Raw genomic sequence first — 16231 nt, 5'->3', positions numbered from 1 at the left:
AACCGATTCCGACATCGCCACGGAGGAGAGCATTCGTGGCTAGACCCCGCACCCCGATCGGAACTTTCGGCATCATCACCATCCGCCGCACCGACGCGGGACGATACGTCGCCCGAACCCGGTATCGCGACTGGGACGGGAAGGGGCGTCACGTCCAAGTTACCGGCGCGACCAGGCCCGGCGCGGAGCGTGCGCTGAAGAAGAAGCTCTCCGAGCGGGATCTGTTCCATCCAGGGTTCTCGGGGATGAGTGCCGACAGCTCCTTCCCGGCGCTGGTGTCCTACTGGCTTGAGGACATGCACCTTGAGGACCGGCTCTCACCAACGACCAGGCTGCTTTACGAGCGCAACATGCGCACCCTCGTCCTGCCGTTCTTCAAGGAGGTCACACTTCGAGAGATCGGCGTGGCCCGCTGCGACTACTTCCTCAAGCAACTCGCGAAGAAGAGCTACAACCGGGCATGTCAAGCCAGAGTTGTCCTCCGCCTCGCCCTCTCGCTCGCAGTGCGCCACGAGATCATCCCGCGCAACCCGATGGATCACGTCTCCCGGCTCCGCCGTCCCGCACGAACCCCGGACGTCTTCACCTGGGACGAGCTCAAAGCCATCCGCACTGGCATTAGTGCGTGGGAGCAGCGCCCGATCAAAGCAGGACCGAAACCCGACGGGCAACTCGGACAGATCGTAGAAGTCATGCTCGGCACCTCAGCCCGCATCGGAGAGCTCCTCGCGATCCGACTTGGAGACCTCGACCTGGACGCTCCGATCCCATCCGTGCGGATCTCGGGAACGATCGTGAGCAGAAAAGGCGAACCCACCCACCGGCAGGATCACCCCAAGACGGCGCGATCCGTCCGCCGAGTCGCCCTGCCAGGGTTCACGCTCCGAGCGATTCAAGCGCGCCTCAAGAAGATCCGCTTCACCCACCCCGACGCACTGCTGTTCGCGACCCGCGTCGGGACACCGCACACGACCAACAACGTCCGCAGGCAACTCCGCGACGTGATGGACAAGGCCGGGGTCGCAGACGTGACCCCGCACAGGTTCCGCCGCACCGCCGCGACTGCGATCAACGAGATCGGGGGACTGCAGCTCGCTTCCGAACTCCTCGGCCACAGCGACCCCTCGATCACCAGAGAGCACTACATCCGCCGCAACGAGACCGTGAACCCGATCACGGCAGAGTTCCTGGAGCAGGCGTTCGGAAAGGTTGGCTGAGCCCGAGCCCGTCAAACTCGTCGTCACCCCGGAAGATACTCCGTAATCGTTGACCGCCTAACTGCATACACACCCCACGGACCTGTCGTGGGTTAGGCGCTCGCAGGCGGCAAGCGCTTCGCCGGAGCCCTCGAGACACGCCTTGGGGCACTCGATGTCGGTGCGGCGCCTTAGCATGGCGAAGGACAACCGGTAGACTGGGAATACATGGCAGATCGATGCTGAAGGAGGACTACCAATGGCGCGAGCAGACCTCCTCCTCGATCTTGTCCAGGCTGAGCGCCACGGCGATCGTGACAGGTTCCGCACGCTGGTAGAGGCCGTGATCGCCGAAGAGCGCGCCAACCAACACCACCTACTGGCGGATCGCCTCTCTGAACTCATTACGACGACCGGTCAGGGGCTGACGAGAGACGATCGTGCAGCCGCCGTCCGCGACCTTGTCGAGGAGATCGTTCCTCAGCGTCGACTGGCAGAACTTGAACTTGCTCCTGTGCCACAGAGAGTCATCACGGAGCTTGTCGAAGAACAACGTCGCGCAGAGTTGCTTCGAAGCTACGGAATCGAACCCCGTAACCGCCTGCTCCTTTCTGGCCCGCCCGGGAACGGGAAAACAAGCGTCGCTGAGGCGATCGCATCTGAACTGATGCTTCCGTTCTACGTCATTCGCTATGAGGGCGTGGTCTCAAGTTTCCTCGGAGAGACCGCGGCCCGTCTCGACAGCGCGTTCGAATTCGCCAGGACACGTCGTTGCGTTCTGTTCTTCGATGAGCTCGACACGATTGCCAAGGAACGCGCTGACGAGCATGAAACCGGCGAGATCAAACGCGTGGTCTCAACGCTCCTTCTCCAGATCGACCGCCTCCCTGCCCACGTCGTCCTTGTCGGAGCAACAAATCACAGCGAGCTCCTCGACCGAGCCGCCTGGCGAAGGTTCCAAGTTCGTGCTGAGCTCGAGGCACCGAGCCGTTCCCAGGCAACGCACTATCTCGAACGGCTGGCTGATCGCTTCGGCGGTGATCTGGGGTTCGCGCCTCGAACTCTTGCGGACAAGCTCGCTGGAGCAAGTTTCGCAGAACTCGAAGAATTCGCCCTTGACGTGCGCAGACGAGCAGTTCTCGAACTGCCAGACGCTGACGTACGCCGTATCGTGAAAGAACGGCTAGAGCACTGGCGTAGTCAGGCCACTGAATGACCGGTGAGGGGCGGCCGCTTCTCGCGCTCGGGGCACCAGAGATCGGCACTCGCCTCAAACAGCCGCCGTCAGTGCCGCCCTCGGTCAAAGGTCCCGGCTCTGGGAGACAAGGCGAACGCCTCGCCCCTAAGTTCCGTGAACTCGTTGACGCATTCGACAAGCGTCGGGCACAGCTTTCCACCGAGACTCTTGATGAAGTCGATCCAGAGCTTGTTCTCGTGTTTGACCTAGCAGGCACCATCGCCGACTTCCGTAACGCCGTCGCCAAGATCGAAGGCTTAGAGTTCCTCACAGAACTACTCGATGACGAAACAGACCCCGACGACGACTTCCACATGGAGAAGAAAACAGAGGGACGCACCGACGACAAAGTCGGACGGTCGCTGCAACTCGTCATGTCGAACGCCAAAGCAGCCGGGCAACTCGTCAAGCTCTTCAACGACTGGGTAGCAAACCCGAAGATGCCCTTCGAACGCGGACTCACGAAGTTCCGAACCGCATTCGAGCAATTGCGCGCAATACGCCGTTGGGGGCCAGAAGACCGCATCCGCGAAACAGGGTTGATCGAAAGCTGGAAGGAACGGCTTGAGGTCGCGGGCCAGTACTACAGCCCGGTGCGCGTTGAAATCGAACTCTGGTATCGGCGTGACGCCAGAGACCGTCAGCGAGCCGAAACTCACCTGACTTCGTTGATCGTTCAATCCGGCGGAAGCGTCAAGAGCCGTTCTGAGATCGCTGGCATCAACTACCACGCTCTTCTTGTTGAGCTTCCAGTTCAACAGGTCTCTGCAGTCCTCGAGGACGGTGCGGACGCCATCAGCATTCTCACTGCGGATGAAGTCATGTTCGTCGGTCCCAGCACCCCAATGAGCGTCGCTGCTCCTACTGAAGATCTGCCCTCATCGACAAACCTGCCCCCGACTGGGCAAATCGACGGGCTCCCTCGTATCGCGCTGCTCGACGGACTCCCATTTGTGAATCACGACGTCCTCGCAGGACGCCTGGTCGTCGATGACCCCGATGACTTGGGCAGCGATTATGCTGTTGGCTCCCGTCATCATGGAACCTCGATGGCATCGCTGATCATCCACGGCGATCTTTCATCCTCCGCTGAACCACTGAACCGACGGCTCTACGTGCGCCCAATTATGCGACCGCACGAAATCTATCCCAACGTCGAGCATGTTCTTGACGACGCCTTGTTCCCGGACCTCCTTCATCGTGCCGTCTTGCGGATCGTGGGGGGAGAACGGGGCCAAGAGCCCGTTGCGTCCAGCGTACGAATCATCAATCTCTCGATCGGCGCTGAGTCGCGAGCTCTTGTTCGGAGGATGAGCGCACTTGGTCGTCTTCTCGATTGGCTAGCGCTCGAGAAGAATCTTCTATTCATCGTTAGCGCTGGAAACCACAGCAGGCCAATCTCGATCCCTGCCGATGATGCGCATACACCCGACGATGCCCGCCTGGCTGCGCTCAAAGCAGCACGGTCCACGAGTCGCCAACGCGGCATTCTTCCTCCCGGAGACGCACTCAACGCGATCACCGTGGGCGCGATCCACGCTGACGAAGCAGGAGAGATTGCACTGCCGGATGGGGTGTGGGACCTAGTCAGCGAGGGCATGCCTGCTCACTACAGCGCCGTCGGTCCAGGAGTTGGGCGTTCGATCAAGCCGGATATCTATCATGCCGGTGGGCGCGTACTTTATTCCCGCCCCGTTGTCGAACAAGGAGCGAGCGAGGCTGAGCTCCAGCCTCTGAACACTCCCGCGACTGCACCCGGAACACGTGTTGCCGCACCGGCCCGAGGTGGCGCTACAGACGCTGTTGCCTTTACTCACGGCACCAGTAATGCCACAGCACTTGTTACGCGCGAAGCCAGCCGACTCTTCGACGTTCTCGAAGCCGGAGCTGATCTCGGAGATCCCACCTTCCCGGATTCTCTCTACCACCCTGTTCTCGCGAAAGCTCTCTTGATCCACTCGAGCTCATGGGGTGATCGCGCCGCGCGTTTGCAGCGGCTCCTCGGTATGGATCCCCAGCAGGCACGTCGAGAGCTCAGTGCGTTGTTGGGGTACGGCTCGATCGACACCACCCGTTTGGGTAACGCCGCAACCAACCGTGCCGTGTTGATCGCAGGCGGACTCATCGAACGCGAGCAGCGCCACACCTACCGCGTCCCGCTCCCGCAGTCACTCCGTTCGAGACCCGAGTGGCACCGAGTGACCGTCACGTTGGCATACATGGCCCCGACTTCGGGACAGCTCAACAGATACCGGGGAACGAAGCTCTTTTTCGAAACGCCTGACAAGAAGATCACTGCTGGTTCACGAGCCGAGGCTGAGTATCGAAACGCTCGCCGGGGAAGTTGTCAGCATGAGATCTTCGAAGGGTACGGATCGATGATCTTCGGGGTGGACGGAACTCTCCCGATCGACATCGAGTGCATGAAGGACGGTTCCACACTCAAGAAGGGAAATCACGTCCGATACGGCCTCGTGGTCTCCGTCGAGACCAGGGTCGAAACGTCGACCGCCATCCACGATGAAGTCCGTGCCCGTCTCAAGACACTGGTGCAGGCGCAGGCCCGCCAACGCATTCAGAACTGAACGTACGAGTGTCAGTGTGCTTCGCGTATATCTCGATCAGAACAAATGGATCGATCTTGCGCGTGCAGCTACCGGCCACAAACAGGGAGAGCGATTCGCCGGAGCATTGGCAGCGGCTCGGGCGGCTGTAGCTTCCGGCACAGCGTCCTTCCCGCTCGATATCTATCGACATCTGGAGACAGCGAAGCGCGCCAATGATCGGTCTCGGACTGACGTGGCCGATCTGATCCATGAGCTTTCAAGGCAACACGCTCTGGCACGTCCGCACGCTCTGCTTCCCGCAGAAATCGACCGCGCACTTCAAGGCATTTTCGGGTTTCCTAAAAATCCGCGCTCTGTAGATGCCTTTGGCCTCGGTATAGGGCACATCACCGGTGGCGACGTGACTCTTCCGCCGTTCAATCCCAGCGAACTTCCGAACAGCGGTGTTGGTCTTGCTGCGTCGGATCTTGCCAAAGTCGAGAGCACCTTCAAAGACCTCGTTGAGCGGGAGCTGCTCAGAGTCGGCCCCAACCCGTTGAAGGCGGCTGGCTTCGACCCCTCCAACTCCGAGCTGGCAAAACGATACGTCGAGCACGAAAACACGATCGCCGCCTCGATCCGTGAGAAGAACCTGACAGGAGAAATGCTCGAGCTCGCTGTCCGAGCCTCAGACCTCGGCGATATCCAGCCTGCGGTCACCGAAGCGCTTGAACGTATCGACATGACGTGGGCAGGATTCCTCGAGGCTCTAGGACCCTCGGGAGTCGTCAGCTTTGTGGACGACCTGCCCACAAGGTACGTGACGAACCTTATGCGATCAGCAAAGCTCCGGCAGAACCAGCAGAAGTGGGAACCCAACGACTTCAATGACATCCTCGCGCTGCCAGTCGCCGTGGTGTACTGCGACGTCGTTGTGACCGAGAAACAGTGGGCCCAACGATTTCGTCAGGGCAAGGTCGAGCAGCGCTTCAACACCACTGTTCTCAACGACACGGCCGACCTGGTCGAGGTTCTCGCCTCCGCCGCCTCGCAGCTTACGGAATAGGCTCGGAGGCCAATCCTGCCTATCGATGCAACCACTCGTTTACAAGGAACTTGCCACCCAATATCGTTATGCCTCGCACGGCTCAGTGTCGAGCCCCGCTACGAGATCCGGTCCCTCATGAGCCGGGCCCAGGCCGCTGTTCCAAACTTGGAAGCTTGCGACGTCGGAGCCACAGGAGGCGGGGAGAATAGGGGATTCATCGTCGTGCATGCTCCCGCGTCCAAGCGGCGCTGCTGGTGTCACGTTCGCCAGGGTGAAAGGTCAAAGACGCTGATCCTGGCATCTGGCAATACCTTCACTCTTTGCTAAGGAATTGACAGACCCTGACGCGTGCTGGGCCGGATTGTCGTTCGGTTTCATTGGCGGGGCGGCGGGTGCGTACTTGGCGTTCGGCTCCATCAACAACTTTTCCTGCAAACAGATCTACAAGTTTTCTTGTGGATGACGGGTGCGTCGGGCCCGGGACGATGCTGTGGGGTCGGAGGGGCGGGGCGAGTCTAGATCGAGTCTGTCACTCCGTCTTCGTCAAGGGGGACGAGCGATTCGCGCGTGCATGTCGTGCAACGTGGCGTCCCCGAGCTCGTGACTCTGGGCGTACCTGATGGTCGAGGCGACGAACGGCGGCCCTCTCATAAACCCCGCGTAAACCCCTGACGGATCTGTGGTCGGCTACCAAGAGCCGGGACCTGACCGGGACCTAACGCATGCAAACCATGCAATCCATGACGTGAAATCGGGCCCTTTGAGGGGTAGAGATGCCCGGAAAATCAAGGAATCTGGCGGAACCGTCTACCTGGGGGGGGTCAAGAGGTCGCAGGTTCAAATCCTGTCAGCCCCACAGACAGAGCACTCCGTGCACTTGCAATCACACCGCACGGGGCGTTTTCTCGCTACCACTCCCCGCTTAAGCCACCTCGGTGTGATCTGGAGGTAATCACTTCTTGACCGCCTTCGCACGGGCGTGCTGTTGAAAGTGCTCACTACGAATGCCGACCACCTGTGATGGGACGTACGGTACCCGAGACTTACGAGGCCTCTTCCGAGGCCAGGTAGACCTAGGCGGCCGCAAGCTCGGCGGGTCGGCCGGGGCAGCCGAGCGAGGTGTTCTCGCCGAAGCGACGCTACCTCTCGCCCCCTGCCCGTGGCAGGGATGAGAAGCGTCCATATGGGGCCCGGGGCAACCGCGTTGACGCGCACGCTTCGCTCCCCTTTGCTCCTCAGCGAGGACACGGGGTGAAGGCCACGACAGCGGCCTCGCACATCATAATGACGGGCGCGACGAGGTTCGTCTCGAACACCTCGAGGATCTCCTCGCGTTCGATTGCAGTATCGGGTTTGCGCTCGTACTGACCCCCGCCGGTAAGCACGAGTACGTCGAGTCTTTCAGCCGTGTAGTCCACGGCGTCGACACAAGCAGACTCCTCGCGGAGGCCTCCCGGCGGCCTGAGGCACCTGCGCCCCACATCTATGCTGTATCGCTCGGTCTCTGCGGCGTCTGGTTCCTCCTGCGGCAGGCACGAGATCGCGGCATCTGCCCCTCCCAGGCAAAGGAAATCGCGATGGCGACACCGACACCAGAGTCACCAACGGTGATGAGTGGTGCCCGCTCTCCCAGAGTCTCGTGCAGCCACAACAACTCTCCTCACCGTGGTCTGCTCAGGGATCCATCGAGGCGGTCAGCCCGACTGGTCTGACTGATTCTGCTCAGGTAGTGGCGGCCACGGATACTTGTAGCGCGGATCAGTGTTCATCATGATGTGCTCCGTTGTTTCGTCGCTCACTTCATCGAGACGAGGATCGCCCGCAGTCAGTGCTCGCGTAACAGGCGGATGAGCTCGGCTCTACGCAGCTTGGAGTAGCCGGTGAGGCCGAGCTCTTTCGCACGTCCACGCAGTTGCGAAACGGTGCGTTCTTCGTAGTCCTCGGCCTCGCCACCGCGCTTGCCGAGCTTTGACCGGCCTTCCTTGGCTGCCGCGTTCGAGATGCGGGCGGCCTTCTCTTTCGACGCCCCTTCGTCACGCAAACGCTCGTAGAGCTTCTCGTCCTTCAGCTGGGGCACAGATGATCGTTTGGGCATCGTCCTCTCCTTTCTTTGCGTGTGGTCCTGCGGAGGCTGCGCGCCCGCCACGCAGGCGGAAGGCTACGCAGAGAAACCCATCAACTGGCGTGCTGCCGACTGCCGGCTGCCGGAGGGAGTTTCTACCACCGACTCTAAGCGGAGCCCTATCGCACGACCACCCCATTGACAAGTTTGACAGCGATGGCCCATGGTGACGCCCCCCCCCCGCGAATCAAGACCTCTCGCTCTCCGGATACACGACCGCACGGCGCGGCCGCACCCTGCCCTATGGTGTCATCATGACCACATTGGCGCAGCAGGCACGGCACCAGCTCGAGGCGCAGTTCGGGCGCGGCTATCGCATCCCCTTTGTCGCGCAGGGCAACGCGGCCTCCACGGCCGACGCACGCCGCTCGGCCGTGCTCATTCTCTTCGGCCAGCTCGACGAGGTGCCCGCCACCGCCAGCGCGACCGCCGCGGTCGATGCCGCAGATCACGCCACAGACGCCCACCCCGTCGTGCCCGAACTCGACGTGCTGCTCACCCGCAGATCGAGCACGATGCGCGCGCACGCCGGCCAGATCGCCTTCCCTGGCGGCGGCGCAGAGCCCGGCGATGCCTCACCGGCCGCGACCGCGCTGCGCGAGGCCAACGAAGAGACCGGCCTCGACCCGACCGGCGTCGACGTGTTGGGCACGCTGCCCGACATCTACATACCCGTCAGCAACAATCTGGTCACGCCGGTGATCGGCTGGTGGCGCCGCCCGAGCGAGATCGCAGCCGACAACACCGAGTCGACCGAGGTGTTTCGCGTGCCCGTCGCCGAGCTGATCGACCCGACGCATCGTGGCACCTCGGTGCTGCGGGTCGGCCACCAGACGTATTACGGCCCGGCGTTCCGGCTCGCGTCGCACTTCGGCGGGCATCTGGTCTGGGGCTTCACCGCGATGCTGCTCGCCGGCGTGTTCGACTCGCTCGGGTGGGCGGTTGCGTGGGATGCCGACCGCCGCTTCGAAGTCGCCCGCTGATCGCGCATGGTCGCCGCCGGTCGAGTACCGCTCCGTACAGCAGCCGACTAAACTCTGTGGTCGTCACTGTGTCGCACGCAATGTCGAGCTGAGAACAGGAACCACAGAACATGGCCCAAGCAGCCAGAAGCAGGAGCCACGCGAAGGGCGGTTGGTGGATCGCCAGCGCGCTGATGGTCGTCGCCCTCGTCTGCGGCGGCTACCTCTGGTACCTGCACGGCGGCGGTCTCGATCAGCTGAGCACAGGCGCCGGCAGCGATGAAGGCCGGTGTGCGTCAGCCACGACTTCTCTGACCGAAGCGCAGAAGTCCCTCACCGATGCGGCAGCCGCAGCGAAGACCGCTCTGCACGAGGCAGACGCGGACGCCGACGTCGCGAGCCGTCGCCCCGCTGAGGCCGCCGACGAAGAGGGCCCCGCGTACGCGGCCACACCCGATGGCACGACGCTCATCGCACAGCTGCGGCCGGCGGCGAGCAGTGCCACCACGACGCCGGTCCCCTCCTGCAGCACGCGATCTGACGCCGACGCGATCGGCACCCACGCCGACGAGGTGAAGGCACAGGCCGACGATCTCGCGAAGAGCACGGCGACGCTGCGCCAGGGCATGACCCAGCTCAAGCGCGATCAGGCAGCCGAGACTGCTCCAAAGGTGCTGAGCACCTCAGACCAGGTACTCTCCGACGCCCATGCCACCGACGAGTACGCGACCAGCGACGTGGGGCGCACGCTGATTCCCGACGTCGAGAGCCGCCGTGACGCTCTGCGCAAACTGACGCAGACCGACACCAAGAACGTCGACGCCGCCCTGTTCGACAAGACGGTGGATGCCGCACGCTCCGGCGCGACGGCGCTGGCCGCAGACCTGGCCGAGTGGAAGCAGGCGCGTGCTGACGAAGAGACCGCGGTCTCGCAGAAGTCGCTGGAACAGGCCGCATTCGACACCTCGCACGACGACGAGCAGGATGCCGACGAGCAGGATGCCGACCACTCCCCCAGCGCTCAGAGCGCCGCATCCGACGCGCCTGCGGGCGGCGAAGACGTCCGGCTGCACGCCTTCTGCAAGGCGCAGAACGGCTACATCACCTACCGTGCGTCGAACGGCTGGAGCCGCATCACAGCCAACCAGGATTACCTGCAGCGGCAGTGCGACTGACCGTCGGTCAGCGCTGCTGAGACTCGTCGGCGATCGTCACGGCGAACCTCCGGCCCAGCAGCGCCGGGTTCGTGGCACGCACTTGGGCGATGCGCTGCAGGCTGATCTCGGTGTGCACCAGAGCGTCTTCGGCACCGGTGGCCGAGAGCACCACGCCCATCGGGTCGACAATCAGTGACCGTCCGATGCCGTCGGGCACCGACTGCCCCGCAGCCAGCACATAGACGGTGTTCTCGATGGCACGCGCCTGAGCCAGCGTGCGCCAGTGCAGCTCTTTCAGCGAACCGCCGACCCACTGCGACGGCACCGCCACCAGCTCGGCACCGGCGTCGACGATGCGTCGGGTGATCTCGGGAAAGCGCAGGTCGTACCCGGCCTGCAGCCCGACGACGATGCCCTCGACCTCGAAGGTCTGCGGGTCGTCGAGCGGGCCCGGTCGCACATACCGCGACTCATGGTGCCCGAAGGTGTCGAACAGGTGCACCTTACGATAGATGCCCTCGATCTCGCCTTTGGGCGACACCGCGACCACGGTGTTCCACAGCCGCTGGTCATCCTGGTCGTCGACCTCGCCGAAGCCCGCGACCACATGGATGCCGTGCACCGCTGCGATCTCGGCGAGCTGACAGACGAAGGGGCCGTCGAGCGGCTGCGCGTGGGCGACGAAGTCTGCCCCGAGACGACCGCTGAAATACGAGGCGTACTCCGGAAAGACCACGAGGGATGCGCGACGGCGGGCCGCCTCGGCGACGCACCGCTCGATGATGCGCAGGTTCTCGGCCTCATCCGGCCCCGGCGAGATCTGCGCGGCCACCACCACCACGGTCTTGTTCAGCCAGAGAGAGTCTTCGGGAGTGGACATGACGTCATCTTCTCACAGCACAGGCGTCGAGTCGCCGCACGACGCTCTGCCAGCAGCGGCCGGTGGGGTAAGGTGTGCGTCATCGAGGCAGAACGCCGCCCGTCTCAGCGCACCTTTCGAGGAGAAAACCGTGCCCATCACTCAGTCGATGCTGCAGGTCGCGGCCTCGCACCCCGAACGCCTCGCGATCGTCGGCGACCGTCTGCGTCTGACCTACCGGCAGCTCGTCGACGACGGAGCCCGAGTGCAGGCCGCCGTCGAGCATCTGCTGGGCCCTGACCGAGACGCGACGACAGCCGGCATCCCCGAGGCGCAGGGGCGCCCCATCGTCGGCATCTGCCTGACCGACGCCGCACAGACCGGGCGTCTCATCGCCGGTCTTGCGGGCTTCGGCGCGATCTCGGCGACCATCGACCCGCGCTGGCCGGTCGACCATCAGCTGCGCGTCATCCACCGCACTCAGATGGCCATCGTCATCACTGACTCGACCACACTGCGGCAGCGGCTGCACGACTGGACGGGCACCGTGATCACCTCGACGGCCTTCGACGAGCTCACGCGCACTCTGCCGCCGGCGAGCGCACCGACCGTCCGCGACGGCGACGAGCCCTTTCTGCTGCTGTTCTCGTCAGGCACGACCAGCGCGCCCAAGGGCTTCGTCCGCACCCGCCGCGAGTACCGCTACAACATCGCCGTCTCGAGCCGCTACCTCGAGGCGCTCGACGGCGAGCGCACCCTCGCGCCCGGCCCCATCTCGTACAGTCTGACGCTCTATGCCCTGCTCGAAGTGCTCGCCTCTGGCGGCACCTGCTCTCTGAGCGACTCGTTCTCGCCGATTCCGCTGGTCTCGCGCATGCGTGACGAGCACATCGAACGCATCGTGGCGGTGCCTGCTGCGGTGCAGGGCATCGCTCAGGCGGCACGACACGAGCCAGCCGCGGCCGAGCACCTGCGGCTGCTGGTGACCGGCGGCGCCAACCTCTCGGCGAGCGTGCGTGAAAGCGTGCAGCAGGCCTTTCCCGGTGTGCCGCTGATCAGCTACTACGGAGCCGCCGAGATCGGATTCATCGGCGACAGCCGCGGCGGCGACGGCACCCGCATCCATCTCTACGACGGCGTCGAGATCAGCATCCGCGACCCGCACGGGCAGCCGGTGCCCGACGGTCAGATCGGCGAGCTGCACATTCGCGTGCCCTCGACAGCGGCCGGCTATGTCGCCGCGCTCACCGATGAGCATCTCGTCGACGAGGCCGGCTGGGCGACGGTGCACGACCAGGGCCGGCTGGTGGATGGCGCGCTCGAGCTGGTCGGGCGCGCAGGCGACATCGTGGTCACCGGCGGTCACAAGGTGAGCCTTCCCGAGGTGGAACGCGCCCTGGCCGAGATCCCGGGCTGCGAGCGCAGCTGCGCGGTCGCCGTGCCCGACCGCACGCTCGGCTCGATCGTGGTCGCCGTCATCGAGCACGATGAGCGGGATACGGGCGCAGTCGAGCCGCCCACGAACGTCGAGCTGCCCACGAAGGCCGAGCTGCCTACGAAGGCCGAGCTGCTCGGCGAGCTGCGTCGGCGTCTGGCTCCGCAGTTCGTGCCCAGAAGGTTCTGCGTCGTCGCCCGGCTGCCGCGCACCGTCGGGGGCAAGATTCGGCGTTCCGAGACCGCTCAGCTGATCGAGGCCGACGGGCCGGAGGTCACCCGGCTATGAGCGCAGATGTGTCCACGAGCTCACGTCCTGCGGTGAGCGCACCCCAGAACGGCGCACGCCGCCCGGTCTTCGTCAGCGGGTTCGGTGCCGTGACTCCCTGCGGGCTCGATGCCGAGACCACCTGGCAGGCGGTGCTCGCGGGGCGCAGCGGCGTCGGGCTGCTGCACGGCCCCGACGGCTGCGGCGGATCGTACGACGACCTGCCCGTGCGCATCGGCGGGCAGGTTCGCGACTTCGAGGCGAGCTCGGTGCTGCCGCCGCACGAGGCGCGCCGACTCAGCCGGGTGCTGTGGTGGGCGATCGCCGCAGCAGACGAAGCCCTCGCTCACGCCGGGTCGGCTGGTCGGCTGCCGGGCGCGCCACGAGCCGAGATCATTGTGAGCACCGGCTCTGGCCCGATCGAGACGATGCAGCAGCAGACCCGGGCGCTCGACGCCCGCGGGCCCAGAGGAGTCACCCCGTACGTCGCCATGCACGGCGCACCCGACGCCGCCGGCGCCCTGCTCAGCATGCGCTACGACCTGCACGGCCCGACCGTCGGCCTCTCGGCCACCTGCGCGAGCGGGGCGGTCGCACTCGGCGAGGCCATGCGCCGCATCCGCCACGGCTATGCCGACGCCGTGCTCGTCGTGGGCATGGAAGACTGCCTCAACGCGGTCAATCTCTCGGCCAACGCACGCATGCGGGCGCTGGCGGCCGGGTACGAGGCCGACCCGGCATCCGCCTGTCGCCCGTTCGACCGCGCCCGCAGCGGGTTCGTCATGGCGCAGGGCGCCGCGGCCATCTTGCTCGAATCCGGCGAGAGTCTGCGAGCGCGCGGCGGTCGCCCGCTCGCCGACCTGGCCGGCTATGGAGCGTCGAGCGATGCCTGGCACGCGACGGCGCCCGACCCCGAGGCGCGCGGCGCGGCTCAGGCGATCCACGCCTGTCTGCAGGATGCCGGCGTCGCGCCCAGAGACGTCGATCACGTGAACGCGCACGGCACCGGCACTCCGCTCAACGACAGCATGGAGGTGCAGGCCCTCGACCGCGCGCTCGGCGCGGCGGCACAGCAGGTGCCGATCACCTCGACGAAGTCGTCGACCGGTCATCTGCTCGGCGCCTCGAGCGTGCTCGAGGCGGTGTTCGCCGTGCAGACCCTGCGCGACCGCGTGGTGCCGCCCACGATCAATCTCGACGAGAGTGCGTTTCCCGACCACGACATCGTCACCGGGCAGGCCCGGCCAGTCGACGTGCGCACGGTGCTGTCGAACTCCTTCGGCTTCGGCGGGCATAACGCCTCGCTGCTGCTGCGCCGCGCATCCGCACTCGCCCCAGGAGACCTCGTGAGCTCGCATCCGCAGACGGCTCGGGCCCAGCCTCAATCCAACATCCAGACTCAAGCCCAGACCCAGACCCAGACGACCGGGCAACCAGCCGGCCGCCGACCCACGCGAAAGGCAATCGATGACTGACACCGCACACCGTGACCGCGAGGCGCGCTTCGCCGAGATCTCGCAGCAGCTGCTGCCCGACGATCTCTGGCAGCGCATCCATGATCGAGCCGCCGACTACGACGAGCGCAACGTCTTCTTCGACGAAGATCTCGCCGAGCTGCGCGAACACGGCTATCTCAAGGCGTTCGTGCCCACCGAACTCGGCGGCGCCGGCCTCGGCATGCACGAGGTGTCGCTGCTGCAGCAGCGCCTGGCGCAGGCCGCACCGGCGACGGCTCTCGGCATCAACATGCATCTGGTCTGGACGGGTGTGGCGCACGCCATGGCCGCGCGCGGCGACCACTCGCACGACTTCGTGCTCGAAGAGACCGCTGAGGGAGAGATCTTCGCCTTCGGCATCAGCGAGGCGGGCAACGACTTCGTGCTCTTCGGGTCGACCACCGAGGCCGACCCCCAGGACGACGGCGGTTATCGCTTCACCGGCACGAAGGTGTTCACCTCGCTGGGCCCGGTCTGGACGCGGCTGGGGGTGCACGGGCTCGACCAGACCGACCCGGAAGCCCCGCGAGTGGTCTACGGGTTCGTCAATCGTGAAGACGGCGGCGCCGAGCCCGTGGGCGGCTGGAATCCGTTGGGCATGCGCGCGACCCAGAGCCGGTCGACGCGGCTCGATCACGCGCTGGTGCACGCCGACCGCATGACCCGAAGCATTCCGGTCGGCCCCTCCCCCGACCTGCTCACCTTCGCCATCAACGCGAACTTCCAGCTGCTGATCGCCTCGGTCTACACAGGCCTCGCCGCGCGGGCGCTCGATCTTGCCGTCGAGGGGCTGCGCGGCCGCTGGTCGGCCAAGGCTTCGGAGTCGCTCGCCGAGGTGCCGGAGTTTCGGGCGCGCATCGCCGACATGGCGATGGAGTACGAAGCCGTGCCGCCGCAGCTGGCGACGTACACCAGAGAGTTCGACGCCCTCGTCGATCACGGCGCCGGCTGGGCCCGCCGGTTCGTGGGCGGCAAGCTGCGCGCCGTCGAGATGGCCAAGAACGTCGTGCAGGATGCGATCCGCCTGTCTGGGTCACGTGCCTATGACGCCGGCAGCGAGCTCAGTCGCCTCCAGCGCGACGTGCTCGCAGGGATGTTCCATCCGGCCGGGTGGGACGCCGCACGGCCGGTCTTCGCGACGCAGTATCTCGACGAGCAGTAGTCGTCAGACGACGAAAGAGGGCGTTCCCACTGAATTCATCAGTGTGAACGCCCTCTTGGTGTGTGCCGTGCGCGATCAGTGCGATCGTTCACGACTCACGAAGTCGACTGCGCCTGTCTCAGGCGTTGCGGATGTTCTCGGCCTGCAGACCCTTGGGGCCCTGCGTCACCTCGAACTCGACGTGCTGGTTCTCTTCGAGGTTACGGTAGCCGTCACCGGTGATCGCGCTGTAGTGAGCGAACACGTCGGCGCTGCCGTCGTCAGGGGCGATGAAGCCGAAGCCTTTTTCCGAGTTGAACCATTTGACTGTGCCGGTTGTCATGCTGTACTGCTTTCTTTCGTTGTTCGACAGCACTCCTGCACTGTCGATTTTTCGCGGCCCGGTGGGCGCGAAGCTCTTCTGTGTGCGTATGACAACCGTTGTCATACGACTTGTGCACGCCCTTTTCGCGCGAATCTGGTCGGACGCCGAGGCACATTCGCACATGCCACCGAGAGTGCTGATTGTCCGTTGATTGCTTTCGAAGGCCGAGCGGGAAATCACCCGGCCGTTCGACGACCGATGTGACCGAGAGACGACTGCCTGCATCGCTCTCGTCCGTACGGGCGCTCTCAACCGCCCGCGGTAGCTCTCAGCCTACACACCTCGCCTGCGACGCGCGACTCCTGCGGCGCGGCGCGTCGCGGCGAATCTCGCCGACAAGCCTGTCACAGCTTGCTGCTCGGAACTGCACATGCAATCAC

General features: G+C 64.8%; 12 protein-coding genes. 9 read left to right on the top strand and 3 right to left on the bottom strand.

Going from position 1 to position 16231, the window contains the following annotated elements:
• Positions 1–35: 35 nt before the first annotated feature.
• The 4 genes from F8O09_RS00345 to F8O09_RS00330 all read left to right on the top strand — a co-directional run bounded on the left by F8O09_RS00345 (position 36) and on the right by F8O09_RS00330 (position 6045).
• Positions 36–1217: a tyrosine-type recombinase/integrase gene (locus F8O09_RS00345; protein ID WP_158053557.1), complete on the top strand. Its 1182-nt coding sequence runs from the start codon at positions 36–38 to the stop codon at positions 1215–1217.
• Between the two features lie 238 nt (positions 1218–1455).
• Positions 1456–2412, top strand: coding sequence for an AAA family ATPase (locus F8O09_RS00340; RefSeq protein ID WP_158053556.1), 957 nt, complete (start codon positions 1456–1458; stop codon positions 2410–2412).
• Positions 2409–5018: a S8 family peptidase gene (locus tag F8O09_RS00335; protein WP_158053555.1), complete on the top strand. Its 2610-nt coding sequence runs from the start codon at positions 2409–2411 to the stop codon at positions 5016–5018. Before F8O09_RS00340 ends, F8O09_RS00335 begins: the two co-directional genes overlap by 4 nt.
• 214 nt (positions 5019–5232) lie before the next feature.
• Entirely contained in the window at positions 5233–6045 is an 813-nt protein-coding gene (locus tag F8O09_RS00330) for a hypothetical protein (protein WP_158053554.1), read from the top strand.
• A 1807-nt stretch (positions 6046–7852) separates the two neighbouring features.
• Here F8O09_RS00330 and F8O09_RS00320 read toward each other — a convergent pair.
• The gene (locus F8O09_RS00320) at positions 7853–8122 is read right to left on the bottom strand and encodes a Rho termination factor N-terminal domain-containing protein (protein ID WP_158053553.1); all 270 of its coding nucleotides are present in this window, start codon (positions 8120–8122) and stop codon (positions 7853–7855) included.
• A 281-nt stretch (positions 8123–8403) separates the two neighbouring features.
• Between F8O09_RS00320 and F8O09_RS00315 the strand changes: the two genes are divergently transcribed.
• The gene (locus F8O09_RS00315) at positions 8404–9132 is read left to right on the top strand and encodes an NUDIX hydrolase (RefSeq protein ID WP_158053552.1); all 729 of its coding nucleotides are present in this window, start codon (positions 8404–8406) and stop codon (positions 9130–9132) included.
• 110 nt (positions 9133–9242) lie between these two features.
• Positions 9243–10286 (top strand): hypothetical protein, encoded by a 1044-nt coding sequence (locus F8O09_RS00310; protein ID WP_158053551.1) that lies wholly within the window; start codon positions 9243–9245, stop codon positions 10284–10286.
• 7 nt (positions 10287–10293) lie between these two features.
• Here F8O09_RS00310 and F8O09_RS00305 read toward each other — a convergent pair whose 3' ends face one another.
• On the bottom strand, positions 10294–11148 hold the full coding sequence (locus tag F8O09_RS00305) for a carbon-nitrogen hydrolase family protein (protein ID WP_158031654.1): 855 nt from the start codon (positions 11146–11148) through the stop codon (positions 10294–10296).
• A gap of 130 nt (positions 11149–11278) precedes the next feature.
• Between F8O09_RS00305 and F8O09_RS00300 the strand changes: the two genes are divergently transcribed.
• The 3 genes from F8O09_RS00300 to F8O09_RS00290 are packed head-to-tail and all read left to right on the top strand — an operon-like array spanning position 11279 to position 15487.
• Positions 11279–12850, top strand: coding sequence for a class I adenylate-forming enzyme family protein (locus F8O09_RS00300; protein WP_158053550.1), 1572 nt, complete (start codon positions 11279–11281; stop codon positions 12848–12850).
• Positions 12847–14304 (top strand): beta-ketoacyl-[acyl-carrier-protein] synthase family protein, encoded by a 1458-nt coding sequence (locus F8O09_RS00295; protein ID WP_158053549.1) that lies wholly within the window; start codon positions 12847–12849, stop codon positions 14302–14304. Before F8O09_RS00300 ends, F8O09_RS00295 begins: the two co-directional genes overlap by 4 nt.
• Positions 14297–15487, top strand: coding sequence for an acyl-CoA dehydrogenase family protein (locus F8O09_RS00290; RefSeq protein WP_158031656.1), 1191 nt, complete (start codon positions 14297–14299; stop codon positions 15485–15487). Before F8O09_RS00295 ends, F8O09_RS00290 begins: the two co-directional genes overlap by 8 nt.
• A 118-nt stretch (positions 15488–15605) precedes the next feature.
• On the opposite strand, the gene F8O09_RS00285 is transcribed toward F8O09_RS00290, so the two are convergent.
• A complete protein-coding gene (locus tag F8O09_RS00285) occupies positions 15606–15809 on the bottom strand; it encodes a cold-shock protein (protein WP_158031657.1) in 204 nt (67 codons plus the stop codon).
• Positions 15810–16231 lie beyond the last annotated feature (422 nt).

The sequence above is a fragment of the Pseudoclavibacter sp. CFCC 11306 genome (genome assembly GCF_008831235.1).
GTDB lineage: Bacteria > Actinomycetota > Actinomycetes > Actinomycetales > Microbacteriaceae > Pseudoclavibacter_A.
The sequence above is the reverse complement of the archived record's forward strand: the minus strand, read 5'-3'. Positions and strand labels throughout refer to the sequence as shown.